At 63.6% G+C, this 16,303-nt stretch carries 7 protein-coding genes; 6 read left to right on the forward strand and 1 reads right to left on the reverse strand.

The window, feature by feature from the left end; genetic code table 11:
- Positions 1-125: 125 nt before the first annotated feature.
- The 5 genes from Pan216_RS14100 to Pan216_RS14120 all read left to right on the forward strand — a co-directional run bounded on the left by Pan216_RS14100 (position 126) and on the right by Pan216_RS14120 (position 12,025).
- The gene (locus tag Pan216_RS14100; RefSeq protein ID WP_145258601.1) at positions 126-3,302 is read left to right on the forward strand and encodes a PSD1 and planctomycete cytochrome C domain-containing protein; all 3,177 of its coding nucleotides are present in this window, start codon (positions 126-128) and stop codon (positions 3,300-3,302) included.
- Positions 3,303-3,305: 3 nt separating this feature from the next.
- Entirely contained in the window at positions 3,306-4,790 is a 1,485-nt protein-coding gene (locus Pan216_RS14105; RefSeq protein ID WP_145258602.1) for a DUF1501 domain-containing protein, read from the forward strand.
- An 80-nt stretch (positions 4,791-4,870) separates the two neighbouring features.
- Complete coding sequence (locus Pan216_RS14110; protein ID WP_145258603.1) at positions 4,871-7,342, forward strand: DUF1549 domain-containing protein; 2,472 nt, start codon at positions 4,871-4,873, stop codon at positions 7,340-7,342.
- A gap of 138 nt (positions 7,343-7,480) precedes the next feature.
- Complete coding sequence (locus Pan216_RS14115) at positions 7,481-11,044, forward strand: c-type cytochrome domain-containing protein (RefSeq protein ID WP_145258604.1); 3,564 nt, start codon at positions 7,481-7,483, stop codon at positions 11,042-11,044.
- A gap of 180 nt (positions 11,045-11,224) precedes the next feature.
- Positions 11,225-12,025, forward strand: a complete 801-nt coding sequence (locus tag Pan216_RS14120; protein ID WP_419192509.1) for a 3'-5' exonuclease — start codon at positions 11,225-11,227, stop codon at positions 12,023-12,025.
- A gap of 65 nt (positions 12,026-12,090) precedes the next feature.
- Here Pan216_RS14120 and Pan216_RS14125 read toward each other — a convergent pair whose 3' ends face one another.
- Complete coding sequence (locus Pan216_RS14125) at positions 12,091-12,681, reverse strand: RNA polymerase sigma factor (protein ID WP_419192510.1); 591 nt, start codon at positions 12,679-12,681, stop codon at positions 12,091-12,093.
- 177 nt (positions 12,682-12,858) lie between these two features.
- Between Pan216_RS14125 and Pan216_RS14130 the strand changes: the two genes are divergently transcribed.
- Positions 12,859-16,293 carry a WD40 repeat domain-containing serine/threonine protein kinase gene (locus Pan216_RS14130; protein WP_145258606.1) on the forward strand — a complete coding sequence of 1,145 codons (3,435 nt, stop codon included), beginning with the start codon at positions 12,859-12,861 and terminating at the stop codon, positions 16,291-16,293.
- Positions 16,294-16,303 lie beyond the last annotated feature (10 nt).

Below are 16,303 nucleotides of genomic sequence, written 5' to 3' on the forward strand. Positions count from 1 at the left end.
TCCCGCCGTCCCGCGTGAAAGACCACTTTCCCGCCGGAGAATCGGCATTCGGCTAGGAGCCGTCGGTTTGATGTGCCTTCCCAGGGCGCATCGGCAAACGCACCAACGATCCGAGGAGAGCGTTCATGAAACGCGGTCTCGCCCTGGGTGTTGTCTGCATTGCGGTCGCCACCATCGCCGCGGATGCAACCCCAGCGAAGAAAGCAAGTTCGACCGATCCCGAGCAACTGCCCCTTCCCAAGCTCACGGAGAAGGAACGCGAAGAACTCGCGTCGATGGAAGAAGGGCTTCCCGCCGTCGCTCAGCGGAAGGTCGACTTCGCCAAAGACATTTTGCCCATCTTCTCCAATCGCTGCGATCACTGCCACGGACCTGAGGATCGTCAGGGCGGTCTCCGTCTCGACATCCGGGCCGAAGCCAGGCGCGGCGGCGACAACGGGCTCGTCATCAAGGTCGGCAAGAGTGCCGCCTCGGACCTGATCCATCGCGTGGCCGGTCTCGACGAAGACCTCGTGATGCCTCCCGACGACGAGGCGCTGGGCAAGGAACAAGTCAGCCTCTTACGGGCGTGGATCGACCAGGGAGCGGTTTGGCCGGACGCCTATTCGGGCAGCGAAGGCAAGACCCTCACGACCCACTGGGCCTTCAACGCCCCGGACGATCCGAAGATACCCACCAAGGTCGGCGCTCACGGCGAGAGAATCCGCAACCCCATTGACAACTTCATCTTATCGCGACTATCCAAGGAAGGAATCGCACCTTCGCCAGAGGCCGATCGACCGACCCTGATCAGGCGGCTCAGCCTCGATCTGCTCGGTCTGCTGCCCAAGCCCGAGGAGGTCGACGCCTTCGTCGACGACCAGCGGCCCGACGCTTACGAACGCCTCGTCGAGCGGCTCCTCGCCTCCCCCCACTTCGGGGAGCGCTGGGGTCGCCACTGGCTCGACCTGGCCCGCTATGCCGACAGCGACGGCTACGAAAAGGACAACGCCCGCCCCTGGGCGTGGCGCTATCGCGAATGGGTGATCAACGCGATCAACAGCGATCTTCCCTACGATCAATTCACCGTCGAGCAAATCGCCGGGGACTTGTTGCCCGATCCGACGCTCGACCAAAAGGTCGCCACCGGATTCCATCGCAATACGTTGACCAACCGCGAGGGTGGCATCGACCGCGAGGAAGACCGCGTCAAAAACACCGTCGACCGCGCCAACACCACCGGAACGGTCTGGATGGGACTCACCGTCGGGTGCGCCCAGTGCCACTCCCACAAGTACGACCCAATCACCCAGCGCGAATACTACGGCTTCTACGCGTTCTTCAACAGCATGGACGAGAAGGACATCGCCGCTCCCCTCTCCAGCGAGACCCAAGCGTACCAGCAAGCGCTCGCCGCCTGGCAACCGAAGCACCAACAAGCGGTCGCTCGTGTGAAGGAGTTCGAGAGAGAGCTTCCCGCCCGTCAGGCCGCGTGGGAGAGCAAGACGCAAAGCGAGGGTGGCCTCAAGGGATGGGATCTTCTCGACCCGACCGGAGCCCTCTCCTCGGGCGGCGCCACGTTGACGAAGCTCGACGACGGCTCCATGCTCGCCTCGGGGCCGAGACCAAAGGTCGACGAGTACACGCTCGTCGCCCGCATGCCCGGCAAGAGGATCACCGCCCTTCGCGTCGAGGTCCTTCCCGACGACAAGCTCCCCGCGAAAGGACCGGGACGAGCTGACCACGGAAACCTCGTCCTTTCCGAGCTCAAACTCTCCACCGCCCCGAGCAGCGACCCGCTCAAAGCGTCGAAAGTCGAGTTCAGCGCCGCGAGCGCTAGTCACGAACAGGCGAAATACTTCGCCAAGCACGCGATCGACGGCAAGAATAACACCGGTTGGGCAATCGCCGACCCGAAAAAGAACTTCCATCGCCCCCATACGTTGACCGCCGTGGTGAAGAAACCAATGGAGGTCGACGGGGGACTGGTCACGCTCCGCCTCAAGCAGTTCTACCCCGATCACTCGATCGGCCGGTTCCGCGTCTTCGTGACCGAAACCGATCCGAATGAGATCCCCTCGCTCGCCTCCGATCAGGTGATCGCGGCGTTCGAAACTCCCGCGAAGGAGCGGAGCGCCGAGCAGGCGAAAGTCCTCGCCGCCTACTACCGCACCGTCGACCCGGAAATGGTGAAGCGAACCAAGGCCCTCGCGGCGGTGACCAACGCCAAGCCCAAGGCGCCGCCGACCAAGGCTCAGTCCCTGGTGGAGCGAGCCAAACCTCGGACGACCAACGTTCACGTTCGGGGAGACTTCCTGCGCAAGGGCGACGAGGTGATCCCTCACACGCCGGCCTCGCTGCCGCCCCTTTCGCCCCGCGCCTCGCAACCCGACCGCCTCGACTTGGCCCAATGGATTGCCAATCCCGACAACCCGCTGACGGCGCGTGTCGCGGTCAATCGGGTCTGGAAGCACCTCTTCGGAAGGGGACTTGTCCGTACCGTCGAGGACTTTGGCACGCAGGGTGACGATCCCTCGCATCCGGAACTACTCGACTGGTTGGCGCAGCGCTATCCGGAGTTGGACTGGAGCCGCAAGAGGCTCATCAAGCTCATCGTCACCTCGGCGACCTATCGTCAATCGTCGAAGTACCGTCCCGAGCTACGCGACGTCGATCCCCAAAACGTCCTCCTCTCGCGACAGAACCGCTTCCGCGTGGAGGCCGAGGTCGTCCGCGATCTCTTCCTCAGCGCCAGCGGGCTGCTGCACGACAAAGTCGGTGGACCGAGCGTCTACCCGCCCCTGCCCCCCAGCGTGATCAAGCTGGCCTATGCCGGCTCCGGCCGTTGGCCGACGAGTAAAGGAAAGGACAAGTACCGCCGCGGGATGTACATCTTCGTCAAGCGAACGGTCCCCTTCCCGATGCTCAACACCTTCGATGCTCCCGAAGCTTCGGAAACTTGCACCAGGCGCGAGCGTTCCAACACCCCGCTTCAGGCACTGACGCTTCTCAACGACGAGTCGCTGCTCGAGTGCGCTCGGGCGCTCGGCGAACGCATTGCGAAAGCCGACAAGAAAACGATCGACGAAGAGGTCGCCTTCGCCTTCCGCTTGACTCTCGGTCGGGAGCCGACCGCCGAGGAAGCGACGACGATGAAGGACTTCTTCAAGTCGGTCAAGGAGATGGCGGCCGCCGATCCCAAGGAGTCGGCCCAGTTCGCCGGCGATCCCGATGCCTCCGAGCACGAGGCTCCCGACGCCGCCGCCCGGGTCGCTCTCGCGCGAGTCCTACTGAATCTCGATGAGTTTCTCACCAGGGAGTGAGCGATGGATCCTCTAAACGAGTACGTCAAGCTTCAGCGTCGCCAGTTCCTCGCCACCAGCGCCAACGGCGTCGGCGCGTTGGCCTTGGCGTCGCTCTTGCAACAAGACGGCTTGCTCGCCGCGGAAACGAAGCAGGACGCGTTGGTCAATCCGCTCGCGCCCAAGGCGCCCCATTTCCCGGCCAAGGCGACCAACTGCATCTTCATCTTTCTCGCCGGCGCCCCTAGTCAGATCGATCTCTTCGACCCCAAGCCGAAGCTCAACGAGCTCAACGGCCAACCCTTGCCGCCGTCGATGACCGAGAACGTCCGCTTCGCCTTCATCCAGAAGGAGTCGGCTCGGCTCATGGGCAGCTCGCGCAAGTTCACCAAACAAGGCGAATGCGGCATGGAGCTCTCCGACCTGCTTCCCAATTTGGGGACGGTCGCCGACGATATCTGCCTCGTTCGCTCGCTGCATACCGACGCGTTCAACCATCATCCCGGCCAGCTCATGATGAACACCGGCGTCCAGATGTTCGGACGTCCCAGCGTCGGCTCCTGGCTCAACTATGGTCTCGGCTCCCCCTCGGATAGCCTGCCCGGCTACGTTGTCCTCACCGCCGGCCGCGGCACCAGCGGCGGAGCGAGCAACTGGTCGAGCGGCTTCCTTCCGTCGACGTACCAAGGCGTCCTCTTCCGCAATCAGGGCGAGCCGGTCCTCAACCTGAGCAACCCGCGCGGGTTGACCAGCGCGATGCAGCGCCGCAGCCTCGACGCCCTCAATCGCATGAACGAGCTTCACAAGGACCAGATGGCCGATCCGGAGATCAACAGCCGCATTGCCTCCTACGAGCTGGCTTTTCGTATGCAGTCGGCGGCCCCGGAGTTGATTGATCTCTCCAAAGAGTCGAAAAAGACGCTCGAGGAGTACGGCGTTGATCGCGAGGTCGACAGCAAGCGTTTTCGCGGCGGCGGGCCCGAGGACTTCAAATCGTTCGCCACCAACTGCCTGCTCGCCCGTCGGATGGTCGAGCGTGGCGTCCGGTTTGTGAGCCTCTACCACGCAAGCTGGGATCACCACAGCAACCTCGATCAGGGCCTGTCGTTCAATTGCAAGATGGCCGACCAACCGATCGCGGCCCTACTCAAGGATCTCAAGCAACGCGGACTGCTCGATTCGACGCTCGTCGTCTTCGCGGGCGAGTTCGGACGAACGCCGCTCGGCGAGAATCGTCCCGGCTTTAAGAGTGTCAGCGGCCGGGACCACCATCCCTTCGCCTTCAGCGTCTGGATGGCCGGTGGGGGCGTCAAGGGCGGGCAAGTCATCGGCAAGACCGACGAGATCGGCTGGAACATCGAGGAAGACCCCGTTCACATCAACGATCTCCATGCCACGCTGCTGCATCTGTTCGGATTGAGGCACAAGGAGCTGACCTATCGCTTCAAGGGTCTCGACATTCGGCTCACCGATCAGCACGGCAAGGTCGTCGACAAGATGCTCGCGTAGGTCTGGCGACGACGGGGGACTCCGCGAACCATCCGCGTCCGGAACCAACGCGGCCAACGAGAACCAGGGGAAAGGGAACCATGAACTCGAAATCGGTCGGCATCCTGGTCGCCCTTGCAGGCGCCGCGCTCTTCCTTTCCTCGGCAACGAGGGCCGATGCCCCCAAACCCGCCGCGACGACCTCTCGTCCCGATGGGATCGCCCTGCTTCCCGCACAGGTCCGCCTACATGGACCACGCGCGAGCCAGCAGCTCATCGTCGAACGGGTTGGAGGCGGCCGCTACGTCGGCCAGATTGGCGAGGGGGTGACCATCACCTCCTCGAATCCGAAGATCGTCACGATCAAGGAGGGGCGTGCCTTTCCCGTCGGTGACGGCACCGCGACACTGACCGCTTCCGCCGGCAGCCACCAAGCGACCGCCACGGTCGTCGTCGAAAAGAGCGGCGCCCCCTACGACTGGAGTTTCCGCAACCACGTCCAATCGGTCCTCACCAAGACGGGCTGTAACAGCGGCGCCTGCCACGGCGCCCAGGCGGGCAAGAAAGGCTTCAAGCTCTCCCTGCGCGGCTACGACTCCGAGGGAGACTTCGACGTCATTACCCGCCAGGCCCGAGGTCGCCGGGTCTCCCGGACCGATCCCGGACGAAGCCTCCTGCTCACCAAGGCGACCGCGACGATGCCGCACGGCGGTGGCCCACGGATCGAACCCGGCTCGCTCGAGTACGACGTCGTCTCCGATTGGATCGCTGGCGGCTGCATTCCCCCGACCGAGGACGATGCCGAAATCGAACGGATCGAGTTCGTCCCCCCAGCGGCGATCCTCCAACCGAAGGACAAGCAGCAATTGGTGGTCCTCGCCCACTTCTCCGACGGGCACGTCGAGGACGTCACCGGCTGGTCGAAGTACACGACCGCCAACGGCGATGTCGCGACCATCGACGACGAAGGACTGCTCACCGTTACCGGCAACGGCGAGGGAGCCATCTCCGCGTGGTACCTCAACAAGCTCGCCAAAGCCGCGATCACCTCGCCCTACAACAACGCGATCGACGACTATGTCTTCGAAAACGCCATCAAGCGGAACTTCATCGACGAACTGGTCCTCGACAAGCTTCGCCAACTCCAGATTCCCCCCTCGCCGCGATCGAGCGACGACGAGTTCATTCGCCGGCTCTCCATCGACTTGATCGGCACCCTGCCCACTCGCGAGGAGACGATCGCCTTCATCAACGACGACTCTCCCGACAAGCGTGATCGGTTGATCGACGAGCTCCTGGAGCGACCGGAATTCGTCGACTATTGGTCGATGCGGCTCTCGGACCTGCTGCTGGTCAACTCCGAGAAGCTCAAACCCGAGGCGATGTGGGCCTACTACAACTGGGTCCGCCGCCAAGTCGCGCGCAACACCCCTTGGGACGAGTTCGTGCGGCAGCTCGTCACCGCCCAGGGAAGCACGCTCGAGAATGGCGCGGCCAACTTCTTCGTGCTTCACCAAGACCCGCTTGAGTTGACCGAAACGGTATCGGTCGCCTTTCTCGGGATGAGCATCAACTGCGCTCGCTGCCACAATCACCCGCTGGAGAAATGGACCAACGATCAGTACTTCGGCATGGTCAACATGATGGCCCGCGTCCGACGCAAGAACGGACCGGGGACCGGCAACGTCATCGTCTTCAGCGACACCCGCGGCGACATCATCCAGCCCCTCACCGGCAAGCCGCAGGCTCCAAGGCCGCTCGACGCCAAGGCGCTCGACCTCGACGATCCCGCCGATCGCCGGATCGCGCTGGCCAACTGGCTCACCTCGCCCGAGAATCCTCACTTCGCGAAGTCGATCACCAACCGCGTCTGGTCCTACCTGATGGGTACCGGCATGGTCGAAAAGGTCGACGACGTGCGACTGACCAATCCGGCGAGCAACGAGAAACTCTTCGCGGCGCTGGCCGATCACTTCATCGAGCAAGACTTCGACCTCAAGAAACTCATGAGGACCATCGTCCAGTCGCAGACCTACCAACGAACCAGCGTTCCGGTCACCGGCAACGAGGGGGACGATCGCTTCTACTCGCGTTACTATCCGCGTCGACTCCTCGCCGAAGTGATCATCGACGCCATCTCGCAAGTGACCGATGTACCGACCCAGTTCAAGGGCTACCCGGCGAGTTGGCGGGCGATTCAGCTCCCCGATTCGAACGTCCCATCCTACTTCCTGGAGAGCTTTGGCCGGCCCAACCGCGAAGTCACCAGCGAGGACGAACGCAGCGACGCCATGGGGATGGTGCAGATCCTGCACATCACCAACGGCGACACCATCAACAAGAAGCTGCAAGCCAAGGGAAATCGGATCGACAAGCTGCTCGCCTCGAAGAAGCCGATGTCGGAGATGATCGACGACATCTTCCTGGCGGCCCTCTCTCGACAACCGACCGCGAAGGAGAGAGAGCAGTTGCTCGCCGCCTACCAGGAGTCGGGCAAGGGCCAGGACCGCGCCTTCTTGGAAGACCTCGTCTGGGGCGTCTGCAGCAGCAAGGAGTTTCTGTTCAACCACTAAACGACCATTGGTGCGCTGACTGTCGGTCAGGCAAACGCCTGACCGACGGGGTGCCCAGGAGCGTGGGCCGACACAAGCAGCCCGTGCCGTGACCCACACGAACCAAGAGACCATTCACCCAGGGAAACCTCGAACACGATGACGCGAACCTGCTCGATCGCCGCGGTGCTCTTGTGGACGACTTCCGTGGTCGCGGAGTCGCCCAAGGTCGACTTCAACGACGACGTGACGCCGATTCTCAACAAGTACTGCGTCGGCTGCCACAGCGCCGACAACGACGAGGGGGGGCTCGATCTCGAGACCCACGCGGCGATGCTCTCCGGCGGTAAGCGCGGACCGGCCTTCGTCGCGGGCAAACCGGACGAGAGCCTGTTGGTGCTGCTGGTCGAGAAGAAGAAAAAGCCCTTCATGCCGCCCGAAGACGAACCGCAACCGAGCCCGGCCGAGATCGCGGTCCTGCGCCGCTGGGTCGAGGCGGGCGCCCTCGCTCCCAAAACCAAGGCCGAGTTCAAACTCGTCACCCCCAAGATCAAACCTCGACGACCGCCGGTCCGCTCAATCAACTCGGTCGCGTTCGCCCCCGATGGGAAACTCGTCGCCTACGGCACCCAAGGCGTCATCACCCTCGTCGATCCGAAGACCGGGTTCATCGTCCGCCAACTGGAAGGCATCACCGGCCCCGTCAACGGACTGGAGTTCTCCCGCGACGGCAAAACGCTCGTCGTCGCCGCCGGCGAACCGGGGCTCTTCGGCGAAGCGACCCTTTGGAACGTCGCCGACGGCAAGCGACGAAAGACCTTCAAAGGCCACCGCGACAACCTCTATGTCGCGACCCTCACCCCCGATGAAGTCACCCTCGCGACCGCCGGATACGACAAGGACATCATCCTCTGGGACGTCGAATCGGGTGAAGAGAATGGAGCGCTCACCGGCCACCAGGACGCCATCTTCGGACTCGCGTTCAGCCCCGACGGCAAGTTCCTCGCCAGCGCCTCGGGAGACCGCACCGTCAAACTCTGGGATCCGGTCTACTACGAGCGACTCGACACCTTCAGCCACGCTCACAAGGGCCTCAACGCCCTGGCCTTCCATCCAGACAGTCACCGGCTGGCCGCCGCGGGCATTGACCGCCAGATCCGCGTGTGGAAGCTCAGCGACACGGGCAAGGAAGGGAGCAATCGCCTTCTCCAGACCCAGTTCGCCCACGAAACGCCAATCGTCGACCTCGCCTACACGCCCGACGGAAAGGCCCTCCTCACCACCGCCGAGGACCGGACCATCAAGGTCTGGGACGCCAACACGCTCAAGCAGCGGCAGCTCTTCGAAAAGCAACCCGACTGGGTCCACGGCTTGGCGATCGCCAGCGACAACAAGCAGCTCCTCGTCGGCCGACATGACGGCAGTCTCGGCATCTACCAGATCGGCGGCGACGCCAAGGGCCAACCCCTTGTCGCTCGGGTCAAGCCGCCCGAGAAGCCGGAGATCAGCAGCCTCTCTCAGCGCGGCGTCAAACGTGGCACGTCCGCGCGAATCGTCGTTCGCGGGAAACACTTGGCGACCGCCGAGGAGGTGAGCTTCACCAACAGGAAGATCACCGGAACGATCGCCAAGGAGCCGGCGCCGAAGGCCAACGAAGTGGCGATCGAGGTGACGATTCCCGAGTCGGTCGGACCCAACAAGTACGAACTCTCGCTCAAGACCAAGGGGGGCACCAGCGGTCGACTCCCGCTCTGGGTCGATACCCTCCCGCAGTCGTTTGAGCAGGAGCCCAATCAGACCGGGGCCCAAGCCAACAACGTCGCCACCCCGACGGGTTTCTGGGGCACCCTCCAGACTCAAGGAGATGTCGATGTCGTCGGTTTCGATGTGAGAAAGGGACAGACGATCGTCGTCGAGACCGCGGCCAACCGCCTTGGCTCGAAGCTCGATCCGGTCGTCACCATCCGCGACCCCGCCGGGCGAATCCTCACTCAATCCAATAACTACCACATGAACCCCGATCCGGTCCTCACCTTCACCGCGCCCGCGGAGGGTCGCTACCACGCGACGATTCACGACCTGAAGTTCGCCGGTTCGGGCAACCACTTCTACCGGATGGCGATCGGAGACTTTCCCTTCGTCACCGGCGTCTATCCGCTCGCGGTCGCGCCGAAGAAAGAGACCGAACTGACGCTCTCCGGCTACAACCTCGAGCCAAACGAATCGGTCAAGGTCTCGCCGCCGGACGGTTCGTCGGCTTCGGTCTTTCTCGATCCAAACCGCTATCGCTACTTCGAGCGACCCTCGGTCTCGGTCGTCGATCTGCCCCAAGCCCTGGAGGCCGAACCGAACGACACCGCCTCCACCGCGACCGCGATGATGGCCCCCGGGGTGGCTCATGGCCGGATCCTGACGAAGGACGACGCGCGGTCATTGGACGCCGACCTCTACCGCTTCCGTGCGAAGAAGGGACAAACGTTCATCATCGAGACCGAGGCCTCCCGGCGTCGCTCTCCGGTCGACACCAAGATCGAGGTACTCGACGCGAGCGGTAAGCCGATCGAGCGTCTCTGGCTCCGTGCGATCCTGGATTGCGTCGTCGACTTCCGCCACATCAACTCCGACCAAGCCGGCCTGCGCACCTCCCACATGCTGGAGTTCGAGCTCAACCAACTCGTCTATCTCAATGGTGACGTCGGTAAGATCTTCCGCTTGCCGCGTGGCCCCGACTCCGACTTTCTCTTCTACACGAACCGTGGGAAACGCCGCGCGTACTTCGACACCAACGCGACGGCGCACGCGAAGGATGACCCCGCCTATTTGGTGGAGCCCCACCCTCCCGGGACGAAGCTCGCCCCGAACGGTCTGCCGGTCTTTAAGCTGCACTACGCCAACGATGATGCCGGGGATCGAGAGATCGGGGCCGATTCCCGGCTCTTCTTCACCGCGCCGGCCGACGGTGACTACCTCGTCCGCGTCGAGGACACCTACGGTCGTTCCGGGCCTGAGTTCGCGTATCGCTTGACCGTCCGCCCGCCCGCTCCCGACTTCAGCGTTTCCAACGGGTTTCGCTCGGGCAAGATCAACGCCGGCAGTGGCAAGGAGATGAAGTTCTCCGCCAATCGCGTCGACGGCTTCGATGGTCCGATCGCGGTGACGATCGAGGGACTTCCGAAGGGCTATTCCGTCTCGAGCCCCACGGTGATCGAAGCGGGCCATGCCGAAGCCTGGGCGGTGCTCCGCGCCGCGGTCGATGCCCCCAAAACGACGCCCGAGGAATGGAAGAAGGTCAAGATCACCGCGTCAGCGATGATCGCCGGCAAGACCGTGAGTCACCCCGTCGCCGGGATCACCAACGTGACGATCGGACCAAAGCCCAAGATCCTGGTTCATCTCTACCCGGCGGAGGTCACGGTTCGCCCCGATTCGACCACGCCGATCAAGCTTCGCGTCGACCGCGACGGCTACACCGGGCCGATCCGGTTCGACGATCGCAATCTCCCGCACGGGATGCGTGTCGATAACATCGGCCTCAATGGGATCTTGCTGACGCCCAACGACACCGAACGAACGCTCTACCTCCGTTGCGACCGTTGGGTGCAGGCGATGAAACGACCCTTCTTCCTCGTCTCCCACCACGACGGTCGACAGGCCTCGAACTCCGTGACAATCGAAGTCGTCACCGACACGAAGCTCGCCGACGCCAAGGCTGCCGGGAAGTAGCCCGTGGGCTATGCTCGAGAGTTCGTTCGCCGTGCCTTCTTCCGTCCCCCCTTGCCCAAGGGGAAGCCTCCCTTGGACAAGGTGAAGCATTGCGATTCACGCCGGAGACACCTCCCCCTTTGGCTTGCCACGCGGTAGAATCGGCGGCTTTGGTCCCGAACCCGACCCGCGAGGCAATCCGTGAGCCGTGACGAACCCGCTTATTTGGTCTTCGACGTCGAGACCGTCCCCGACGGCGAACTGCTGCGCCGGGTCCGCTACCCTCGGGAAGATCTCTCCCCCGACGAGGCGGTCGACCAAGCCCAACGCGAGGCCCTCGAGCGATCGGGAGGCCGTTCCGACTTCGTCCCAATCACCTTCTGCTATCCGGTCGCGATCTGCGTCGCGCGCGTGACCGCCTCGTACGAACTACAGGCGATCACGCTCCTTGACGACCCGCGCTTCTCCCCCCAAGTCCTGGTCCAAGACTTCTGGCGCGGCCTGTCGGCTCACCAGTCGACCCTCGTCTCGTTCAACGGGCGCGGCTTCGATCTTCCGGTCCTGGAGATGGCGGCCTTTCGCTACGGCGTCTCGGCTCCCGGCCACTTCAGCGACCGCTACGGCCGGCGCTATCGCTATGGCACCGCCCATCTGGATCTATGCGATTGGCTCAGCAACCACGGCGCCACCCATGTCACCGGCGGGCTCAACCTCCTGTCGAAACTGCTGGGAAAACCGGGAAAAATGGATGTCACCGGCAGCGACGTCCTCCATCTCTTCCGTGAAGGCCGACTGCGGGACATCAACGACTACTGCATGTTCGACGTGCTCGACACCTACTTCGTCTTCCTCCGCACGCGCGTGATGACCGGCGCGATCGACCTCGACGAGGAACAGCGGCTGATGACGTCCGCTCATCGTTGGATCGAGTCCCAGCTCGAACGACATCCGCATCTTGGACAGTACTTGGAGAACTGGGGCGACTGGAAACCTTGGCCCTGAACACCGATGGTGCCCCAAGGCCCACCCGACGAGAAGAAGGAGTAACTCGGTACGAGCGAGACTCGTCAGATCCAATCGGAGGCGAAGCCGAGATCGCGAAGGCGCTTGCGTAGCCGGCTCAAGCGAACGCGGAGGACCGCGGCGTCCGCCCCCATCTCCTCGGCCGCCTCGACGGTGGAGTATCCCTTCTGACGAAGTTCGAGCAGATCGCGTTCAACGGGCGAGAGTTCGCAGAGGATTCGTTGAACTTCCTCGCGTGTCGCCACGATTTCGTGGGGTTCGCGTTGCTCGTCGAGCTTCGACGCGATCTGAGCGAGCTGGTCGCCGTGCTCCTCGGTCGCGGTGTCGAGTCGGCGTTGTTTCTTGAGTCGCCGCCAGTGACGGGCCACTTTGCGACGGACGAGAGTGACCGCGAGCGCGACGAGTTTTTCGGGTGTCTTGATCTCGAACTTCTGATCGCGCAACCCGGCGAGCAACGTGAAATGAACCGACTGAGCGACATCGAGCGAATCGAGATGGGGGCGCATCGCCGGTCCGAGCAACGCCCGCGCCGATCGGCGGACCTCCGGCTCGTAACGTTCGACCAGTTCTCCCAGGGCGGACTCATCGCCTTGGCGAACTCTCTCAAGAAGTTGCTCGAACGGATCCAAATCCAACCCTGATCTCCCCCTCGCGCCAAGCGCCTCGACCGGCGGCTCGCTGGCACCGTCGTGTGAGCATGGTAACACGAGTTCGCGGCTCTCGCTTGATCTCGTGTGGCTCGCGTGGCTTGATTCTTTGAACGCCCCCGTGCTAGCCTCGAATGGTACTTGAGCAAAGAGTGGGTGTCTCCCGTGGCGTCAGAACCAGCGACCGAACAAGAGTTGACCGACCAACTGCGCAGCGCGTGCGCCGAGTTGGACGAGCGTCTGTCGGCGGGCGACGCGGCCCGGAGCGAGGAGTACTTCGAGCGTTTTCCCGCCCTCGAGCAGAAGTCCGAGAGCGCCGTCGAGCTTATCTACACCGAATTCGCCGCCCGTTGCGACGAGGAAGCCGACGGGCTGGAGCAGGAGTTTCTCGAACGCTTCCCTCAATACCAAACGGAACTCAAGCGACAATTCGAGGTCCATCGGCTCCTGGCCGAGAGCATGTCAGCGTCGACCACGCCCAGCGCGGGGCAGAAGCTTGGCCACTACGAACTGATCGACGAGGTCGGCCGGGGAGGCATGGGCGTCGTCTATCGAGCCCGCGATCTTCGTCTCCAACGGATCGTCGCCCTGAAGATGATCCTCTCGGGCGAATACGCCAGCGACCGGGAACGCTCACGATTTCGAACCGAAGCCCAAGCCGCGGCGCAGCTCGAGCATCCCAACATCGTCCACGTGCATGAGGTGGTCGAGCTCGACGGCCACGCGTGCCTCTCCCTCGAATTCATCGACGGTGGCAGCCTCGCGGACATCGCCCCGGACACCTATTCACCACGAAAATGCGCCGAGCTCGTCGAAACGCTCGCCCGGGCGGTGCACTACGCCCACGAGCGCGGCGTGGTCCATCGCGACCTCAAACCCGCCAACGTCCTGCTGACGACCGAGGGCACACCGAAGATCACCGACTTCGGCCTCGCGAAGCAAACCGGTAGCCAATCGCACACCAGCAAGACCGGAAGCGTCATCGGCACCCCGAGCTACATGGCGCCCGAACAGGCTCGTGGCGACGTCCGCCGCATTGGTCCCTGGAGCGACGTCTACGCATTGGGAGCGATTCTCTACACGCTGTTGACCGGGCGTCCCCCCTTCGGGACGGATGCGACCGCGAAGACGCTGATGCAAGTCGTCTCCGAGGATCCCATTCCGCCATCGCGTCTCCAGGCGGGGATACCTCGCGATGTCGAGACCATTTGCCTGCGCTGTCTGGAGAAGGAACCGAACGCCCGCTACCAGGACGCGCTCTTTCTGGCGGAGGAGCTCCGCCGCTTTCAGGTGGGTGAACCGATCAAGGCGCGCCCGATCAGCACGCTTGAACGCTCCGTGCGTTGGGCGAAACGCCGGCCCGCCGCGGCGGGTTTGGTCGCCGTCAGTACGTTGGCGATCGTCGTCGGTCTCGTCGGCAGTCTCTTCTACAGTGCCCGACTCAGCACCTTGCTCAAGCGGGCCGAAGGGCTCAAGAACCAGGCTCAGCAATTCAACGAACAGCTCGTCAACGCTCTCGACCGAGCTGACCGGCTTCAGGAGGAGACCGAGCAAACCAACGAACAACTCCGCGTCGCCCTCGACACCGCGGAGGCTTCAACGCGCGAGGCTCGTCAGAAGACCGAGGCGCTTCGTCGCCAATTGGATCATTCGCGCCGCGGCGTCTTCGCCCTGCAGCTATCCCAGGCCCACGAGGTCCATCGCCGCGATCCGATGCGCGCGGTCAAACTGCTCAATGACCGTTCCGCGTGTCCCGACGATTTGCGGGACTTCACCTGGCGCTATCTCGAGCGTCTTTGCGATTGGGAGCAGATGCGTTTGGTCGGGCATCGGGGTCCGGTCAACGCAGTCGCCTACGCTCCCGACGGCGACCGCTTGCTCAGCGCCGGCAACGATGGAACCGTCCGACTTTGGGATCTCGACGATGGGCATCTCGAGCACCGCTGGAAGGCGTCCACCAAGCCGCTCCGCGCCGTCGCGTGGTCGCCGGACGGAAAGTCCGCTCTTGGAGCGGTCGGGAGCGACGTCCTAATTTGGAACCCGGAAACGCACAAGGAAGAGGGCCGGCTCAAGGGGCATTCGGAGACGATTCGCGCCCTCGCGGTCGCTCCGGGCTCTTCCCTCGTCGCCACCGGAGCCGACAACGCGGAAGTCCGCCTTTGGGACCTCTCCGCCGATCCGCCCACGTCGAAAACCCTGCACGGTTCGATTGGACCGATCGACGCCGTCGCGCTCGCTCCGGATGGTTCGCTGGTCGCCGCCGCCGGTGAGGACCGAAAGGTCTTCCTGTGGGACGCGCTCGATGGCCGTCTGCTCGCGGAGCTTCCCGGTCACGTCGCCACGATTCGGGCGCTCGCGTTCTCTCCCGATGGTCGCCAATTGGCGTCCGGGGGCGACGATAGCCGTATTCACCTCTGGAACGTCGCCGATCGCACGCTCTCCTCGACGCTGGTCGGGCACTTGTACGAGATTGCTTCGCTGGCGTATCTGCCCGATGGAAAGACACTCCTCAGTGGTGGCCTCGATACTTACTTGAAGGTCTGGGATCTCGATCGCGGCGAAGAGAAGGCCAACATCATGGCCCATCGTCCGCACGGGCTTTCGGTATCGCCCGACGGTCACCTCATCGCTTCGGCGGGGAACGATCAACGAGTGCGGGTTTGGACGCTCCCCGAGTTCCGTCAGCCCCCGGTCCTCCCCGACAGCTTGCCCAAAGTCGTTTCGGCGCAGTTCTCCGGCGATGGCCGGTTGCTGGTCGGCGGAGACGTCGCGGGAAAGATCAAGCTGTGGCTCGCTCCCGAGGACCAATACCTGGGCGATCTCGAGACCGGATCCGGGCCGGTTCGCTCCGTCGCGGTTTGCCCGAACAAAAAGACGATCGCGGTGGCCAACGAACGTCCCGAGGTCCAACTTTGGGACCTGAACAGTCGGGCCCTGCTCGGCACGCTCAACGGTCATAACGACGCGGTGGTCAGCGTCGCGTTCCATCCCACCGAGCCCCTGCTCGTGGCGGCAAGCCTCGACGGCACCGCGACGATCTGGAACTACCGCCAACGCGAGCTGCTTCATCGACTGACCGGCCACACCGCCGGAATCGAAGCGGTCACCTTCTCCCCCGACGGCAAACTTGTCGCCACCGCGAGTGAGGACTTTACGGTCCGCCTTTGGGAAACCGCGACAGGCGCCTCCGAGGCGGTGCTCAAGGGTCACCGCCAGTGGGTCTTGTGTGCCACATTCGACCCTTCGGGCAAGACGCTCGCGACGGGAGGACGCGATCGGACCGTCCGGCTCTGGGATGTCGACAGCCGGACGCAACGTGCTTCCATCACGGGGTTTACCAACTGGGTCTACGATGTGTCGTTCTCCCCGGATGGGGAGACGCTGGCGGCGGCGACGGGGCACTTTTCGACCAATTCGCCGGGCGAATTGAAGCTCTGCGACCCTCAAACGGGGCATGTTCGGGCGACCTTCGCGGACTTTTTGACGCCAGTGGTCTTCTCGCCGGACGGCGTGAGGCTGCTTTGCGGGGCTCGCGGGGGACTGGTTTCCCTGCTCCCCAAGGTCACGACCGAACCGCCCGGGGGGAAAACCGGCAACTAGCCCACCGTTT

It is taken from the genome of Kolteria novifilia (genome assembly GCA_007748055.1).
Classification (GTDB): Bacteria; Planctomycetota; Planctomycetia; order Kolteriales; family Kolteriaceae; genus Kolteria; species Kolteria novifilia.

What these genes read in the sequence shown, in the direction of transcription:
- Pan216_RS14105 (WP_145258602.1), top strand. Translation starts at nt 3,306, where the DNA reads ATGGATCCTCTAAACGAGTACGTCAAGCTTCAGCGTCGCCAGTTCCTC.
- Pan216_RS14115 (WP_145258604.1), top strand. Translation starts at nt 7,481, where the DNA reads ATGACGCGAACCTGCTCGATCGCCGCGGTGCTCTTGTGGACGACTTCC.
- Pan216_RS14100 (WP_145258601.1), top strand. Translation starts at nt 126, where the DNA reads ATGAAACGCGGTCTCGCCCTGGGTGTTGTCTGCATTGCGGTCGCCACC.
- Pan216_RS14110 (WP_145258603.1), top strand. Translation starts at nt 4,871, where the DNA reads ATGAACTCGAAATCGGTCGGCATCCTGGTCGCCCTTGCAGGCGCCGCG.